Origin of the sequence: Streptomyces sp. NPDC006207, from assembly GCF_040613835.1 — a bacterium.
Classification (GTDB): Bacteria; Actinomycetota; Actinomycetes; order Streptomycetales; family Streptomycetaceae; genus Actinacidiphila.
Map to the genome: position 1 here is coordinate 78,888 of NZ_JBEXSX010000034.1, position 16,419 is coordinate 95,306.

A 16,419-nucleotide genomic window follows, 5' to 3' on the forward strand; every position below is an offset into this window, starting at 1 on the left:
CCGCCGTCCCCGGGCCTCCGCCGTCCCCGGGCGTCCGGCCGTCCTCAGGCGTCGGCCAGGGCGACCTCCGCCCAGATCGTCTTGCCCTCCTGGGTGTGACGCGTCCCCCAGCGTTCGGTGACCTGCGCCACCAGCAGCAGTCCGCGGCCGCCCTCGTCGAAGACCCGGGCCCGGCGCAGGTGCGGCGCGGTGCCGCTGCCGTCGGAGACCTCGACGATGAGCGTGGAGTTGTGGATGACGCGCAGCCCGATGGGCGGGGTTCCGTACCGGATGGCGTTGGTGACGAGTTCGCTGACCACCAGCTCCGCGGTGTACGTGATGTCCTCCATCCCCCACTCGGCCAGTCGGCGGGTGACCTCGGCGCGGACGCCGGCCACCGCAGCGGGCTCGGCGGGCACCTCCCAGCTGACGACCTGGGAGGCGTCCAGCACCTTGGTGCGGGCGACGACCAGGGCGACGTCGTCGTCCGGGGGTTCGGGGACGAGGGCCACCAGGCTCTCGCAGACGGACTCCAGGGAGCGGGCGGGCCGGGTGAGCGCGTGGCGGAGCCCGGCCATGCCCGTGTCGACGTCCCGGTCGGCGGTGGCGATGAGGCCGTTGGTGTAGAGCACGAGGAGGCTGTCCGGGTCGAGTGCGCACTCGACGGTCTCGAAGGGCAGCCCGCCCAGCCCGAGCGGGGGTCCGGGCGGCAGGTCGAGGAAGTGCGCGCCGCCGTCCGGCGCGGTGAGCACCGGCGGGGGGTGGCCCGCGCTGGCGGCGGTGCACATCCGTGAGACCGGGTCGTAGACCAGGTACAGGCAGGTGGCGACGAGGTCGGTGACGAGGTTCTCGCCGTCGCCCTCGGTGACCTCCTCCCCGGCGAGGTGGGCGACCAGGTCGTCGAGGTGCACGAGCAGTTCGTCGGGCGGCAGGTCGACGTCGGCGAGGGTCCGCACGGCCGTCCGCAGCCGTCCCATGGTGGCGGAGGCGCGCAGCCCGTGGCCGACCACGTCACCCGCGACCAGCGCGACCCGGGCCCCGGACAGCGGGATCACGTCGAACCAGTCGCCGCCCACGCCCGCGCCGCTGCCCGCGGGCAGGTAGCGCGAGGCGACCTCCACCGCCTCCTGCCGGCCGAGCCGCTGCGGCAGCAGGCTGCGTTGGAGGGCCAGGGCGGTGGTGCGTTCGCGGGTGTAGCGGCGGGCGTTGTCGACGGCGACCGCCGCCCGGGCGCCGATCTCCTCGGCGACCTGCAGGTCGTCCTCGTCGAAGGGGTCGGGTCTGCGGTGCCGGGCGAGCACGGCGACACCGAGCGTGATGCCGCGGGCCCGCAGCGGGATGACCATCACCGAGTGGATCCCGTGCCGCCGCAGCATCCGGGCGCGCCCCGGATCGCCCGCGGCCCAGACGTCGATGGCCCGGTCCACGGTGCCGTGCAGCGAGGCGCGGCCGGTGACGAGGGAGCGGGCGGGCGGGGAGTCCACAGGGTAGTGGTCCAGTTCCCCGGTCGCGGTCACCGACTCGGGCATGCCGGGCAGGACGGACTGCTGGGCGGCGCGGCGGAGGGCGACGCCGGGGTCGCCGGCCTTCGGCTCCACCCCGTGGAACAGCGGGTCGAGCAGGTCGACGGTCGCGAAGTCGGCGAGGTTGCCCACCACGACGTCGGCCATCTCCTGGGCGGTGCGGCCCACGTCCAGCGTGCTGCCGATCCGGGTGCTGACCTCGTTGAGCAGGGCGAGCCGCTCCCGCGCCAGGTACTGCTCGGTGGTGTCGACGGCGGTGAGCTGGACGCGGGGGGTGCGCCGCAGTGGATCGGCGAGCGGGGAGAGCGTGACCGACCAGGTGCGTGGCGCCGGTGCCGTCCGTGAGCGGATGCGCAGGTGCAGGTCGTGGGACGCACCGGTGGCCAGGACGTGCCGCACGCCCTCCTCGACGGCCTCGCCCGCGCTGCCGGGCAGGAACTCCGAGGGGCGTCTGCCCCGCATCTGCTCCTCGGTGCGTCCGGTCTCGCGCTGCATGCCCTTGCTGGTGCGCAGGGTCCGCAGCTCGTTGTCGAAGATCGCCATGGGCAGGGTGGACTGGTCGAAGGCCTCCTCGACCACGCTGTCCCCCACTCCCCAGTGCCGCCGGTCCACCGGGGAGACCACGACGAGCCGCTGCGGCCGGCCGCGGCCGTCCAGCGACGGGTAGACCCGCACGGAAACGTCCAGGTGGCGCCCGTCCCGGCGGCGCAGCACCGATCTGCCGCCCCAGCCGAAGGGCATCGCGAGGAACCACTCGGTGGACCGGGCGGCGTCCGAGCCGAGCAGCCGGGCCGCGGGCTGCCCCACGACCTCGTCGTGTCCGTACCCGAGCAGCCGCTCGGCCTCGCTGCTCCAGCCGGTGACGATGCCGTGGGCGTCCACGACGGCCGTGGCGGGTACGGCCGGTTCGGGCCGGGGACGGAGGCCGCCGTCGAAGTCGTCGTCGAGGCTGGAATCTCGCATCGCCATCCGTCGCCGTTCTCGCCCGTCCTCTCCCGGCCCCCTCCGGGAGGCGGCTGCCTGGGCCCTCCTCCACTTCTACCGCTCCTGGGGCGTGCCCGCAGGTCGGCGCCGTCCGGGTTCAGCGCGAGGCCGCGCCGGGCACGACGCCGCCGCAGCGTACGGGCGGGAGGGCGCCGTCGCCGCCGGCGAGGACGACCTCGGCGGTGCCCTCGTGGCCCTCGGCGTAGGCGGCGGTGCAGACCACCTGGCGCACGGCGCCGTCCTTCAGGCGCCGCACGGGGAACGGAAGCGTGACCCGGACGGTGCCCCGGGACGACGTGACGTCCACCGGCCCGGCGGAGGCGGGCAGCCCGGTGCCGAGTCCCGCCGCGCGCTCCTCGGGGGCGGGGCCGTCCAGCAGCGCCGTGAGGACCTTCGCGGCCGCTACCGGCGGGGCCTGCGCGTCGTCCTCGGTCGCGCGCAGGACGGGCGTCAGGCGTCCCTCGGGGGACAGGAAGAAGAGCGTCAGCCGGTCCGGTGTCCCGGGGAAGGCGTCGACGGTGGCCGGGCCGCCCGCCTCGACGACCCCGGACCCCGGGACCCCGCAGCCGGCCAGCAGGGCCGCCGCGGTGAGGAGGAGGACCGGGACGGGCCGGCGTCTCACGGTGCCGCCTCCGCGGCCGTACGGGGAGTGCCCAGCGGCATCCGCACGGTGAGGACGGCGCCGCCGTGCGGGCCGTTGGCGGCGCGGACCGTGCCGCCGTGCAGGCGGACGTTCTCCAGGGTGATGGCCAGGCCCAGTCCGCTGCCCGAGGAGCGGGTGCGGGCCGCGTCGGCCTTGTAGAAGCGGTCGAAGATGTGCGGCAGGACGTCCGGGGCGATGCCGGGACCGCTGTCGGAGACCTCGACGGCGAACCGCGCCTGCCCGCCGTCGGGTGCCTCGGTGTGCAGCCGCACCTGGACGGGGGCGCCGCCGTGGCGCAGCGCGTTCCCGACGAGGTTGGCGACCACGACGTCGAAGCGCCGCGGGTCGAGCCGGGCCCGGATGCCCGTGGGCAGTTCGGTGGCGACCTGCGCGGGATCCGTCCAGTGCCGGGTCGCCAGGGTCTTGCGGATGGTCTCGGCGACGTCGACCTCGTCGGCGTTGAGCTCGGCGGCCTTCGCGTCGAAGCGGGAGATCTCGATCAGCTCCTCGACCAGGACGGCGAGCTTGCCGGTCTCGGCGCTGATGAGGCGGACGGCGGCGGCGGTGTCCGGCGCGAGCCGGTCGGCGTCCTCGTCGAGCACCTCGGTGACGGCGAGCATCCCGGCCAGCGGGGTGCGCAGTTCGTGCGAGACGTCGGAGGCGAAACGGCGGGCCCGGGCCTCGGCGCGGCGCAACTCGTCCACCGTCCGCTCCAGTTGCAGCGCCGAGTCGTTGAAGGTGTACGCGAGGTCGGCGAGTTCGTCGCTGCCCTTGACGGGGATGCGGGTGTCGAGCTCGCCGCGGCCCATGCGCTGCGCCGCCGTGCGCAGGTCGCGGACCGGGCGGAGCACGCTGCGGGCGGCGAGCAGGGCGGGGACGAGGGCGATGAGCAGCGCGGGCAGGGATCCGTCGCGGGCGGCGGTGAGCATCGCCCGGATGTCGTCCTCCTCCGTGGTCAGCGGCATCACGGCGTAGAGCACGAGCCCGCTAGCGCGGGCGGACAGCCCGGTCTTGAAGACGGTCGGCACGGCCATCGTCAGCCAGGGGGTGCCGTCCTTGTCGACCCGCTGGAAGACGCCGCGGGGACTGGCCAGCGCGGCGCGGCGCAGCTCGGGCGTGATGACGGTGGAGACGGGGCTGGTGCCGGAGGAGACCCGCATCGAGCCGTACTCGGCGAACACCACCCAGGTGTGCGGCTTGCCCTTGCGGGCAATGTCGCGCAGCACCTCCTGGAGGGCCAGGCGGTCCATCGGGAGGGTGGTGCCGACGGTGCCCGCCTGCTCGCGGAAGGAGGAGACGGCGGTGTCCTGGGCCTGTTCGAGGATGGCGTTGCGCGCCTCGCGGTACGTGAGGGCGGCGGTGGTGCCCGCGCTGACGGCCGCGACGAGCAGGAAGGCCAGCACCAGCCGGGTGCGCAGCCCGATCCGGGCCCTCCAGCGGATCACCGGCGGCTCACAGCGGCCCGAAGCGGTAGCCGAAGCCGCGCAGTGTCTGTATGTAGCGGGGGTCGCCGGGCACGTCCTCGATCTTGTTGCGCAGCCGCCGGACGCAGGCGTCGACCAGCCGGGCGTCCGCGTGGTAGCTGTGCTCCCACACGTGCTCCAGCAACTGCTGCCGGCTGAAGACCTGTTCGGGCGCGGCGGTCAGGAACAGCAGCAGCTTCAGCTCGGAGGGCGCGAGCGCCAGCCGCTGCCCGGACTTGGCGACGCCGAGTCCGGCCCGGTCGACGGCGAGGTCGCCGTGGAACTCGACGGCCGGGCGGCCCCCCGGCTCCTCGATGCGGCGCAGCACGGCGCGGATGCGGGCCTCGATCACCTCGGTGCGGGCGGGTTTGACGATGTAGTCGTCGGCCCCGGCCTCCAGCCCGACGACGACGTCGAAGTCGTCGCCGCGGGCGGTGAGCATGATGATCGGCAACTGGCTCGTCTCGCGCACCTGGCGGCAGACCTGGACGCCGTTCATGCCGGGCAGCATCAGGTCCAGCAGCAGCAGATCGGGCTGGAACTCGCCGACGGCGGCGAGCCCGGCCTCGCCGGTCGCGGCCGTCCGTACCTCGTGACCGCGACGGCGCAGGCCCAGTTCGACACCTTCGCGCACGGAGGGGTCGTCTTCGATCAGAAGAACGCGTGGCATGACCGGAGTATCGCAACTCATCGTGCACCGCGCCGCAGTTTGCCGAGCAGGGTCCGCCGGGCGGCCTCGACCTCGGTCAGCCGCAGCGGGCGGGCCGCGGCCGCGAAGACCAGCACGACGGCGGCCGCGCCGGCCGCCACGGCGGCGAGCGGCCCCGGTGGCGCGGCGAGGCCGGTCGCGAGCCGGCCCAGGGCGGCGGCGGGCACCGCGACGAGCAGCAGCCGGGCCAGCGAGCCCGCGGTCGGCGACCGCCATGGCCCTGGGCCGCCCTCCGGCGCCGCCAGCCTGCGGTCCAGCACGGACGCGGTGACCGCCCATCCCGCGAAGAGCGCCACCGAGTACGCCGCCGCCATGCCGGTGACCGCCCAGCGCGCGGGCAGCAGCAGGTAGGCGGTGACGGACAGCCCCGCGTTGAGCCCGGAGATCACCAGGTTGAGCAGGAAGGGGGTACGGGTGTCGCCGAGCGCGTAGAAGGTGCGCGACAGCACGTACTGCCCGGAGAAGGCGACGAGGCCGGGGGCGAAGGCCACCAGCGCGTTCGCCATGACCGCGACGTCGGCGGCGTCGGTCCTGCCGTGCTCGAAGACCAGGGCCATCGCCGGTCCCGCGAGCGCCAGCAGCGCGCACGCGGCGGGCACCACCATCGCGGAGCTGCTGCGCAGCGCGTACGCGACGTCGCGGCGCACCCGCGCCGGGTCGCCGTCGGCCGCCGCCGCGCTCATCCGCGGCAGCAGGGCGGTGACCAGCGAGACCGTCACGATGCCGTGCGGCACGGCCCACAGCAGGTAGGCGTTGTTGTACGCGGTGAAGCCGGCGCCGCCGTCGATGCCGAGGGCCGCGGCGCGCTGTCCCGCGGACGTGGCGAGCCGGGTCACCACCCAGTAGGCGACCTGGTTGGTGAGCACCAGCAGCACCAGCCACCCGGCGGAACGCAGCGGCCGGGCCAGCCCGCTGCCCCGCCAGTCGAACCGCGGCCGCCAGCGGAAGCGTGCCGCCCGCAGCGAGGGCACCAGCGCCAGCGCCTGCACCGCGATGCCGGCCGTGGTGCCCCAGCCGAGCAGCGCGGTCTCACCGGCGGTCAGCCCGCCGCCGGTGCCGGCGGTGACCAGGTAGAGGCCGAAGACGGCGATGACGACGAGGTTGTTGAGGACGGGCGTCCACATCATCGCGCCGAACCGGCCCCGGGCGTTGAGCACTTGGCCGAGCAGCGTGAACAGGCCGAGGAAGAGGATCTGCGGCAGGCAGGAGCGCGCGAAGGCCACCGTGGTCGCCGCCTGCGCCCCGGTGTAGCCGGTGTACGCGGCCACGATCGCGGGCGCGGCGAGCACGGCCGCCGTCGTGATCAGCAGGAGTGCGACGGTGCACACGGTCAGCAGCCGGTCGGTGTAGGCGGCCCCGCCGTCCTCGTGTTCCTTGGCGGCCCTGACCAGTTCGGGCACGAACACCGCGTTGAGGGCGCCGCCCAGCAGCAGCATGTAAACGATCGTGGGCACCGAGTTGCCGACGGAGTAGCCGTCGGCGGCCAGGCCGACGCCGAGCGCCGCGGCGACGGTCGCGGACCGTACGAAGCCGGTCGCCCGCGAGACCACCGAACCCGCCGCCATGACGGCGCCGCTGCGCAGGACCGAGCCGGCGGCGGGGGCACCGGCCGGGCGGGCCGCCGCGGGGGCGCTCACCGGCGCGCCATGTAGGCCTGGAACGCCCGGTAGAGCGTGTGGTTGGCGGTGCCGTCCAAGGCCGTCTCCCATTCCCCCAGGGTCTCGACGACCTGCCCGCCGGTGCCGAGCTTCCATCGGGTGAGGCCGAACGCCCGGTCCTCCGGGTCGAGTGTGGAGGGTACCCCGCGCATGTCGTACTCCAGTGCGCCCTGTTCGTGGGCGTCCCGCAGCATCCGCCACTGCAGGGCGTTGGAGGGGCGGACCTCGCGGCGGTGGTCCGCCGAGGCCCCGGTCTGGTACCAGACCCGCCGGCCCACGGTGATCAGGGTGTGGGCGGCGAGCACCTCGCCCTGGTGGCGGGCGAGGTAGAGCTTCATCCGGCCCGGCTGCTCGGCGTTGAGGGCCGCGTACTGGCGCTGGTAGTACTCCAGCGAGCGGCCCAGCCGGAAGCCGTCGCGCTCCTCGGTGATCCGCAGCAGCCGGAAGAACTCGGGGAGGTCCGCCGCGCCGCCCACGGTCACCTCGACGCCCGACCTCCCCGCCCGCCGTATGTTGCGGCGCCACTCCTGGTTGAGTCCCGACCACAGGTCGTCGGCGCTGCGGCCGGCCAGCGGGACCCGGAAGACGTGGCGGGGCTGGGCGTCCGCGTCCCCGCCGCCGTCCGGGCCGTCGCCGCCGCAGCGCCGCCAGCCGCGGGCCCGCAGCCGCTCGGCCACGACCGTGCCGAGCGGGTCGACCTCGCACGCCAGGACGTCGGACAAGCGGCGGCCGAGGCCGGTCGCGCCCTTCAGCGCGGCGGCGTCCCAGCGGCGGTGGGCGGGCGAGGGGCCGATGCGCACGGCGAAGGCCCCGAGTCCGCGCAAGTGGCGCAGGAGCGGCGTCAGCCAGGCGTCGACGTCCGGGTCGGCCCAGTCGGCGACCGGCCCCTCGGGCAGGTAGGCGAAGGACTTCCGCGTCCCGGGGAACTGCCGCAGCAGCACCAGCGCGCCCCCGCGCAGTTCGCCGCGCCCGGCGCCGTCCCCGGCGCCCCAGCCGAGGAACCGGGGCCGCCACCCCGGCTTCACCAGTGCCCACGACGGGTGCTGGAGGAAGCTCGGACCGAGCGCCGACCCGGTCCGGGACGCCAGGAACGAGCGGTACGTCTCCGCGCTGACCGGTCCGAGCCAGGCCTGCCGGGGGCCGCAGCCCGCCGTCACGAGCAGTGCCGACACTGCGCCTCCCTGAGGTGTGGTCGGGTGGTAACACAGGAAGGCTCACAGCCCTTCGTGACCGCCCCGAGCGGCGAATGTGACCGGACCATGACCGTTTCTCACCAGCTGCCGTCATACGACTCCCAGGCGCTCCACCAGCGCTTTCCGCGGCCTAGAGTCCCCGGGGTCCGGCCGTTTCCCGGCCGTGCTCTCCCCGTCCTTCCCGGAGGTCTCCGTTGTCCCGGAAACGTGTGGGCCCGATACGCCGGCCCCGCCTGCGCACCGCCGCCGTCGCGGCCGCCCTGCTGTCCGCCGTGCTGACCGCCTGTTCGGGCAGTGCCCCGGCGGTGACGCACGCGGCCGGCGACGCGGGGCCGCCGAAGGAGCGGGCGGCGACCGTCACCGTCACCCCGCACGGGGGGCGGGTCCGGGCCGGCGAGCCCGTCCGGGTCACCGCCGAGGGCGGCACCCTCACGACGGTCACCGTCGCCGGGCCGCACGGCAAGGGCGTGACCGGCACCCTGTCCGCGGACCGCCGCACCTGGACCTCGGACCGCAACGTCGTGCCCGGCGCCTCGTACACCGTCGAGGCTGTGACCCGCACCCCGGGCGGGACCGCCGGCACCAGCGAGTCCAGCTTCACCACGGCCGCCGCGGGAAAGGTCAACAAGGTGGACTGGCGGCCCGGCGACGGCACCACGGTCGGCGTGGCCCAGCCGGTCTCCCTCGTCTTCGACAACCCGGTGACCGACAAGGCCGCCGTGGAGAAGCAGCTCAAGGTGACCACCTCCGACGGCACCGAGGGCTCCTGGGGCTGGCTGAAGGACTACTCCGGCCGGGACCGCGTGGACTGGCGGCCCAGGCAGTACTGGCGGCCGGGCACCGAGGTCACCCTGGATGCCCGCCTGGACGGCACCGACTCCGGACCGGGCGGCGGCTGGTTCGTCCGCGACTACCGGGCCTCCTTCACCGTCGGCGCCCGGCAGGTGGTCAAGGTCGACCTCGACCGCAAGCGGCTCACCCTGCAGCGCGACGGCCGGACGGTCCGCACGGTCCCGGTCTCCGGCGGTACCCCCGGCCCGGACACCGGTTCGTGGCGCGGTACGGCGGTGGTGCTGGCGAAGGAGGGCACGGTCCGGATGAACTCCGAGACCGTCGGCCTCGGCGACGCCTACGACGAGACGGTCGAGGACTCGATCCGGCTGACCTGGTCCGGGATGTACGCGCACGCCGCCCCCTGGAACGCCGCGTTCTTCGGCCGGGCCAACCGCAGCCACGGCTGCGTCGGGATGAGCGACGCCGACGCGGACTGGCTGTACTCCCAGGTCCGGGTCGGCGACCCCTTCGAGATCACGGGGTCGGAGGCCAAGGGCACGGTCGCGCCGAACAACGGCTTCGGCGACTGGAACGTGGACTGGGACCGGTGGCAGGAGAAGAGCGCGCTGCACTGACCCGCGTCCGGGGGCGCCGGGGACGGCCCGCGGTGGTTGCCTGGAAGGGGTGGCACCACCGCACCGCCGAGAGGAAGGCAGCGCCATGACCGGCTCCGGCTTCACCGCACAGTCCACCGCCGCCGAGGTCGCCGGCGGCATCGACCTCACCGGCCGCCGCGCCGTCGTCACCGGCGCGGCCTCCGGCATCGGCCTGGAGACCGCCCGTGCCCTGGCCGGCGCCGGTGCCGAGGTCACCCTCGCGGTACGGGACACCGCCGCCGGCGAACGGGCGGCCGCGGCGGTCGCGGGCGGCGGCGGGCGGGTCCTGGTCGCCCCCCTCGACCTCGCGGACCAGCGCTCGGTGGCGGCCTTCGCCGCCGCCTGGCACGGCCCCCTGGACGTCCTCGTCAACAACGCCGGGGTGATGATGACCCCGCAGACGCGCACGCCCGAGGGCTGGGAGCTGCAGTTCGCGACCAACCACCTCGGGCACTTCGCGCTCACCATCCGCCTGCGCCCTGCCCTGGCCGCGGCGGGCCGCGCCCGCGTGGTCTCCCTCAGTTCGGTCGCCCACCTGCGCAGCCCCGTGCACTTCGACGACCTCCACTTCCGGGTCCGCCCGTACGACGCCGGCCTCGCCTACGCCCAGTCCAAGACGGCCAACGTCCTCTTCGCGGTGGAGGCCAGCCGGCGCTGGGCCGCGGACGGTGTGACCGTCAACGCCGTCCACCCGGGGGCGGTCCTGGGCACCAACCTGTCGCGGCACCTCACCCGCGAGGCCCTGGACGCCGCCGCCGCGTCCGGCGGTCACACCTTCAAGACCCCGCAACAGGGGGCCGCCACCGTCGTGTTCGTCGCCACCGCGCCCCGGCTGGAGTGCGTCGGGGGGCGTTACTTCGAGGACTGCGCCGAGGCGCACCGCCACATCCCCGGGACGTCCGGCGGAGTCGCCGACCACGCGCTGGACCCGGACGCGGCCGCGCTGCTGTGGCAGGTGTCCCTGGACGCCCTCGCGGCGGACGTGCGCGGCTGACCGCCACCGGCGAGGCGGGGACGGTCAGTGCGGGAAGGTCCGCGGCGGCCGTTGGCGCGGCAGTTCGTCGCGGAACTCCTCGACGACCGAGCTGATCTGCCGGGTGAGCTGCGTCCCCTCCAGCCGGTCGAGGTAGAGGTTGCGGGCGGCCAGGCCGACCGCGTCCACGCAGAAGTAGACCGCCATCAGCGGGTTGACGAACAGTTCGCTGTGCCGGGTGCGCTCGGTGAACCGCACGTTCCCGAAGTCGCCGCGCACCGCGGCCGCGACCGAACCGTGGACGATGCTCGGGTGGTCCGGGGTCGCCTCCTGGGCGTGCGCGACCGCCGCGAGGTAGAGCCGCCCCTCACGGCTGTCGCGGGGCAGTGAGAACGCGCCGAGGTACGCCCCGTCCCGCTCCAGGGCCGCCAGGTTCTCCAGCACCAGGGAGTGGTTCACCCCGTGGTACGCGTCGACGCCGAAGCCGAGGCAGGCCACCAGCCGCTGCGGGACGCCGGTGAGCCCGCCCACCGCGGCGAGGCTGGCCATGTCCTCCTCCGGTGTGCCGAGTCCGCTCTCGTCGCCGCGCATGAGGATGTCGGTGCCGCCGTCCACCAGCACGATCGCGTCGACCCCGCCGAGGTGGCCGATCAGCGCCCGGTACGCGGCGCGCAGCGGTTCGACGCCCGCGCGGCACAGCGCGTACACGGTCGAGGGCAGGCCCTGCGACTCCAGCCAGCGGGCGAGGGTCCGTTCGGGGAAGTAGTCGCCGCGCGCGGCCGTCGAGGGGCGCACGGCGGCGACGTCGTGGTCCAGCCAGACGCCTGGGTCCAGGCCGTACAGGTCCGCGAAGGAGAGGTTGGCCAGGTGCACCTCCTTGCCCGCCTCGCGCAGCGCGAGCGCGATCGGCAGCCCGGCGTAGACGTCGAAGCCGCCGCCGGCCCCGGCGACGAGGACCCGCCGCGCGTCGCGCAGCCGGGTGAACAGGGCGGGTTCGAGGAGGGAGAACACCGGGGGACGGTAGCAGCGGGCCGTGCGCCGGGACAGTGGGTTTCCGCTCCCGGGGCGGGCGTTGGCCCGCCGATCCCGGGGCCGTGTCGGTGCCCGCCCCTAGACTCGGCCGGATGGTGACGGAGACGGATATCGCACTCGCCGACGGGCGGACGCTGCACGTGTACGACACCGGGCCGGTCGGACCGGGCGGCCGGGAGGACGGCGCGGAGCTGGCCGTCCTGTGGCATCACGGCACGCCCAACATCGGCACGCCCCCCGAGCCGCTCTTCGCGGCGGCCGCCGGGCACGGCATCCGGTGGGTGGGCTACGACCGCCCGGGATACGGAGGTTCGACGCCCCGCCCGGGCCGGGACGTCGCCTCGGCCGCCGGTGACGCGGCGGCCGTCGCCGACGCCCTGGGCATCGGCCGCTTCGCGGTCATGGGCCACTCCGGCGGCGGCCCGCACGCGCTGGCCTGCGCGGCCCTGCTGCCGGACCGCGTCCTGGCGGTGGTCAGCGGGTCCGGCCTGGCGCCGTTCGGTGCGGAGGGGCTCGACTGGTTCGCCGGGATGGGGCCGTCCGGCGCGGCGGAACTCGGCGCGGCGGTCCGGGGGCGGGCGGCGCTCGAGGCGCAGCTGGCCTCCGGCGACTTCGACCCCGAGCTGTTCACCCCCGGGGACCACGCCGCGCTGGCGGGTGCGTGGGGATGGCTGGGTGACGTCGCGGGCAAGGGGATCGAGAGCGACCAGGGCGGCATGGTCGACGACGACCTCGCCTATGTGGCGCCGTGGGGCTTCGACCCGGCGCGGGCCGCCGCGCCCGTCCTGGTCCTGCACGGCGAGGCGGACCGCATGGTGCCCGCCGGGCACGGCGTGTGGCTGTCCCGGCGGTGCCCGGACGCGGCGCTGTGGCTGCGGCCCGGCGAGGGGCACATCTCGGTGCTCGGCTCCGCCGCCGCCGCGCTGGACTGGCTCGCCGAGCGGTCCCGGCGCGGCTGAGCGCGCGCCGGCGCCGTCCACAGGCTGTGGACGGCGCCGGGTGCGTACGGGAGGGCGGTCAGGGGGAGGGCCGGGACCCGTACGCGGTGAGGAAGCGGTCGCGGAAGGTGTCCATCCGCCAGACCGGGGCGTCGTGCGCGGGCTGCAGCCCGTCGGACCAGCCCCAGCCGTCCGTCCGGTCCAGCACCGCCTTGTCGTACGCGACGATCGCGACGGGAACGTCGCTGGTCGCGTCGCTGCCGGTGACGACGGGGGAGGGCTGGTGGTCGCCGAGGAAGACGAGCACGGTGTCCTTGGTGCCGTACTTCGCCACGTACTGGACCAGGCTGTTCACGGAGTACTGGATGGAGTTGCCGTACTCGGTGCGGATGCTGGAGCGGTCCTTCCACACCTCGGCCGGGTCCTTGCCCTGCTCGCTGATCCCGTCGTAGACCGAGCCGTCGCCCACCCGGTCCCAGTCGATCATCTCGGGGATGGGCGCCCAGGGGCGGTGGCTCGACACCAGGATGATCTCCGTCATCAGCGGCTTGTCGTGCGGCTCGCCGTGCTCCAGCCGCTGGAAGGCCGACAGGCTGTACTGGTCGGGTACCGGCGCCCAGCTGAACTTCGGGCCCTGGTAGCCGAGGTCCCGGGAGTCGTAGACGTGGTCCAGGCCGTAGAACGCCCCCTCCGGCCAGGAGGCCGTGACCCCCGGCATGATGCCGACCGTGCGCCAGGCGCCGGTGCGCTTGAAGGCGTCCGTCAGCGTCAGCCGGTCGCTCGTGACGACCGAGCGGTAGCGCTGCTGGTGGGGCACCCACAGGCCGGACAGGAAGGTGGAGTGGGCGAACCAGCTCCCTCCGCCGTACGTGGGTGAGGTCAGCCAGCCGCTCCGGGAGGAGAACCCGGCGGCCTGCAGCCTGCGGGTCCCGTCCGCCAGCGCCGCGTCGACCCCGGGCGCGATCCTGGGGTCCTCGACGGCGCTGCGGCCGTAGCTCTCGACGAAGGCGAAGATGACGTCCTTGCCGCGGAGCGCGGTCAGCATCCGGTCACTGGGGGTGCCGGCGAAGGCGTCGTGCGCCGCCGCCTCGGCGAACTCCTCGCGGTCCCGCAGCGAGGCCCGGACGTCGTCCGCGCGTTCCCGGACGAAGGCCGACGACTCCCGCGAGGCGACCGGCGCGTCGCCCGTCTCCAGCCCCAGCGCCGCGCAGAGCACCCAGACGGTGCCGAGCACGAGGGCGGCCCGGGCCGCCCCCCGGCCGTCGCGGTCCACGAGCCGGCCCAGCCGGACCGCCGACAGGATCGTCAGGGCCGGTACCAGGAGGACGAGGAACGCCACCCCGACCGCCGCTGCGACGGCGTACGCCCGGCCGGAGGTGGCCGTCAGGTACCCCTCGCCGTCGGCGAGCAGGCTCCAGTCGAAGACCGGGTCGAAGCGCCGGGCGAACACCTCGTAGAAGCCCATGTCGAGGAACTTCAGCAGGAGCAGCAGGCCCAGGCCCAGGCCGATGAGCACGGCCACCGGTCTTCGGGCGCGCCGCGGCAGGGCGATCAGAAGCACCGCCCCGAGCAGCCCCTCCACGGGCAGCCGGACGAAGTGTCCCGGCCCCATGGAGGAGAGCCGGTCCGGCAGGACGAGCGCGGCCAGGACGACCACCGCGGCCAGCGCCGTCGTCCCCGCGCGCAGCGCCCGGGCCGCCGCGGGACGTCGCTCCCGCCATCCGGTGCGCGCGGGGGTGCCGCCGCCGGGGGCGCCGCCCCCGTCCGCGGGTGGTCCGTCGTCCGGCGGGTCGCCCTCCACCGCCGGTCCGTCGTCCGTCGTGCCCGGCCGGTGAGAGCGCGTGAAGAGCGACACCCCGAAGGTCCTTCCCTGTGAAGTGCGGTGACGGCACGGCGGGCCAGGCGCGGGTGTCGGGACCGCCGCCACTGGTACGGCCCGGCGGCGGCACGGGTTCAACCCCCACGGAAGTGCCTTGGTCCCCCGTCCCGCAGCGGGAGTTGACCGCCCCGGGGGCAACCATGTGCGGCATTCGTATGTCTGAACGGATGCCCCGGGCCGGCCGGGGTGTGGACGGAGGCCCCGTACGACCGTGGACAGGCACGACGGCAGCGACATCGACCCCGCGGACCAGTGGGTCCTCGACCCGGAGACCGGTTCCTACCGGCTGCGGCTGGATTCCGACGCCCCACCGGCGCCCACGGTGCCCCGGCAGGGCGGGCGGCGGGCACGCCGCGAGGAGCAGCGGCCCGTCCCGGCACCGCGCGGCGGCCGCCGCGCGGGGACCGCGACGTCCCGCAAGGCCAAGCGGTCCACGAAGCGCAAGGTGCTGATGTGGACCGCGGGCACGCTCGGTTTCCTGGTGCTCGCGGGCAGCGCGGGGGCCTACCTCCTGTACCGGCATCTCGACGGCAACATCGCCACCGTGGACGTCGGCACGGCGGGCAGCAAGCAAGCGACCAGCAAGGACGCGGTGAACATCCTGGTCATCGGCACCGACAGCCGCGAAGGCCTGGGCGCGAAGTACGGGGACGCCGGCAGCGTCGGCCACGCGGACACCACGATCCTCTTCCACGTGGCGAAGGACCGGTCGAACGCGACCGCGATGAGCATCCCGCGCGACATGGTCACCGGCATCCCGGACTGCCCGACCAAGCAGAAGGACGGCTCCACCAAGACCATCCCCGGCACCCCCAAGGCCGGGACCAACCCGCGCTTCAACCAGAGCCTGGGCCAGGACGGCCGCGACCCGGGCTGCACCATGCGGACCGTCACGAAGATCACCGGCCTGCCGATCGACCACTTCGTGCTGGTCAACTTCGAGGCCGTGAAGACCCTGTCCACCGCGGTCGGCGGGGTGCCGGTCTGTCTCACCCACCCCATCCACGACACGACCGACGAGGGGGAGGGTTCGCACCTGAACCTGTCCGCGGGACCGCACAAGGTCCAGGGCGAGCAGGCCCTGGCCTTCGTCAGGACCCGGCACTCGCTGAAGAACGGCAGCGACCTGGACCGCATCGACCTGCAGAAGCAGTTCCTGGCGTCGATGATCCGTCAGATGAAGTCCGGTGACACCCTCACCGACCCCGGCAAGCTCTTCCAGCTGGCGAACGCCGCCACCAAGTCGCTCACGGTGGACACCGGCATCGGCGGCGTCGGGAAGCTCACCGACCTCGCCAAGGACCTCAACCGGGTCGACCCCGAACACATCACCTTCACCACGCTCCCGGTCGTCGACAACCCGGCCGAGGTGGGTTTCCACGCGACGGTCGTCGTGGACGACACGAAGGCGCCCGCGCTCTTCAAGGCGATCAAGAACGACGTCTCGCTGACCGCCGCGAAGAAGAAGCCCGCGGCCGCCGACTCCAAACTCCGCGGCGCCAAGGCGGACCCGTCGCAGGTCCGCGTCGTCGTCTACAACGCCGGCGGCCCCCAGGGCGCGGCGCAGGACACCCTGGAGTGGCTGCAGAACACCGAGGGCGTCTCCCACTCCACCAACGGCGGCAACGCGCCCGGGGGGAAGCAGGACCGCACGACCCTGGCCTACGGTCCCGACCAGGCGGACCAGGCCCGGGCCCTGGCCGCGATGATGGGCCTGCCGTCCGGCGCCCTGCACCCCGCGACGGCCGACGCCGGACCCCGCGCGGACATGACCCTCACCCTCGGCGGTGACTACCTGGGCGCCGGGAAACCGCTCGCCGACCCGGACGCGGTCCCGGACGACATCCCGCAGTCGCACGCCGACAAGAAGGCGTGCGTCGGCTGATCCGCGGCGGTGCCGGGGGGGGGGGGGGGGCCCCCGGGGGGGGGGCGCGGGGGGGGCGGCGCCGGGGGGGGGGGGGGGGGCGCCCGCGGGCCCGTGGGGGCCCCCGCCGTGCGCGGGGTGGGGCCCCCCC

12 protein-coding genes are annotated in these 16,419 nt (G+C 74.9%); 4 read left to right on the forward strand and 8 right to left on the reverse strand.

Annotated elements, in window-relative coordinates:
• Positions 1-44: 44 nt before the first annotated feature.
• The 6 genes from ABZ312_RS25940 to ABZ312_RS25965 all read right to left on the reverse strand — a co-directional run bounded on the left by ABZ312_RS25940 (position 45) and on the right by ABZ312_RS25965 (position 8,131).
• A complete protein-coding gene (locus ABZ312_RS25940; RefSeq protein ID WP_500322497.1) occupies positions 45-2,471 on the reverse strand; it encodes a SpoIIE family protein phosphatase in 2,427 nt (808 codons plus the stop codon).
• Positions 2,472-2,583: 112 nt separating this feature from the next.
• Positions 2,584-3,108: a GerMN domain-containing protein gene (locus ABZ312_RS25945; protein ID WP_500322498.1), complete on the reverse strand. Its 525-nt coding sequence runs from the start codon at positions 3,106-3,108 to the stop codon at positions 2,584-2,586.
• Positions 3,105-4,574: an ATP-binding protein gene (locus ABZ312_RS25950; protein WP_500438891.1), complete on the reverse strand. Its 1,470-nt coding sequence runs from the start codon at positions 4,572-4,574 to the stop codon at positions 3,105-3,107. The genes ABZ312_RS25945 and ABZ312_RS25950 overlap by 4 nt, the downstream gene beginning before the upstream one ends.
• 7 nt (positions 4,575-4,581) lie before the next feature.
• Positions 4,582-5,262, reverse strand: a complete 681-nt coding sequence (locus tag ABZ312_RS25955; RefSeq protein ID WP_499512737.1) for an MtrA family response regulator transcription factor — start codon at positions 5,260-5,262, stop codon at positions 4,582-4,584.
• Positions 5,263-5,279: 17 nt separating this feature from the next.
• The gene (murJ, locus tag ABZ312_RS25960) at positions 5,280-6,938 is read right to left on the reverse strand and encodes a murein biosynthesis integral membrane protein MurJ (protein WP_500438892.1); all 1,659 of its coding nucleotides are present in this window, start codon (positions 6,936-6,938) and stop codon (positions 5,280-5,282) included.
• A complete protein-coding gene (locus ABZ312_RS25965; RefSeq protein ID WP_500322501.1) occupies positions 6,935-8,131 on the reverse strand; it encodes a lipid II:glycine glycyltransferase FemX in 1,197 nt (398 codons plus the stop codon). The genes murJ and ABZ312_RS25965 overlap by 4 nt, the downstream gene beginning before the upstream one ends.
• 215 nt (positions 8,132-8,346) lie before the next feature.
• Between ABZ312_RS25965 and ABZ312_RS25970 the strand changes: the two genes are divergently transcribed.
• Both ABZ312_RS25970 and ABZ312_RS25975 read left to right on the forward strand, forming a co-directional pair.
• Positions 8,347-9,561, forward strand: a complete 1,215-nt coding sequence (locus ABZ312_RS25970; protein ID WP_500438893.1) for a L,D-transpeptidase — start codon at positions 8,347-8,349, stop codon at positions 9,559-9,561.
• An 85-nt stretch (positions 9,562-9,646) separates the two neighbouring features.
• Positions 9,647-10,576 (forward strand): SDR family NAD(P)-dependent oxidoreductase, encoded by a 930-nt coding sequence (locus ABZ312_RS25975; protein ID WP_500322504.1) that lies wholly within the window; start codon positions 9,647-9,649, stop codon positions 10,574-10,576.
• Between the two features lie 24 nt (positions 10,577-10,600).
• Here the strand turns inward: ABZ312_RS25975 and ABZ312_RS25980 are convergent, their stop codons facing one another.
• Positions 10,601-11,566 (reverse strand): DUF1152 domain-containing protein, encoded by a 966-nt coding sequence (locus ABZ312_RS25980; RefSeq protein WP_500322506.1) that lies wholly within the window; start codon positions 11,564-11,566, stop codon positions 10,601-10,603.
• A 113-nt stretch (positions 11,567-11,679) separates the two neighbouring features.
• Here ABZ312_RS25980 and ABZ312_RS25985 point away from each other — a divergent pair, with 113 nt between their 5' ends.
• Positions 11,680-12,546: an alpha/beta fold hydrolase gene (locus ABZ312_RS25985; RefSeq protein WP_500358623.1), complete on the forward strand. Its 867-nt coding sequence runs from the start codon at positions 11,680-11,682 to the stop codon at positions 12,544-12,546.
• A gap of 58 nt (positions 12,547-12,604) precedes the next feature.
• Here ABZ312_RS25985 and ABZ312_RS25990 read toward each other — a convergent pair whose 3' ends face one another.
• Positions 12,605-14,380, reverse strand: a complete 1,776-nt coding sequence (locus ABZ312_RS25990; protein WP_500438894.1) for an alkaline phosphatase family protein — start codon at positions 14,378-14,380, stop codon at positions 12,605-12,607.
• A gap of 235 nt (positions 14,381-14,615) precedes the next feature.
• On the opposite strand from ABZ312_RS25990, the gene ABZ312_RS25995 reads away from it, so the two are divergent.
• Positions 14,616-16,289: an LCP family protein gene (locus tag ABZ312_RS25995; RefSeq protein WP_500322511.1), complete on the forward strand. Its 1,674-nt coding sequence runs from the start codon at positions 14,616-14,618 to the stop codon at positions 16,287-16,289.
• The last annotated feature ends 130 nt before the right edge of the window (positions 16,290-16,419 follow it).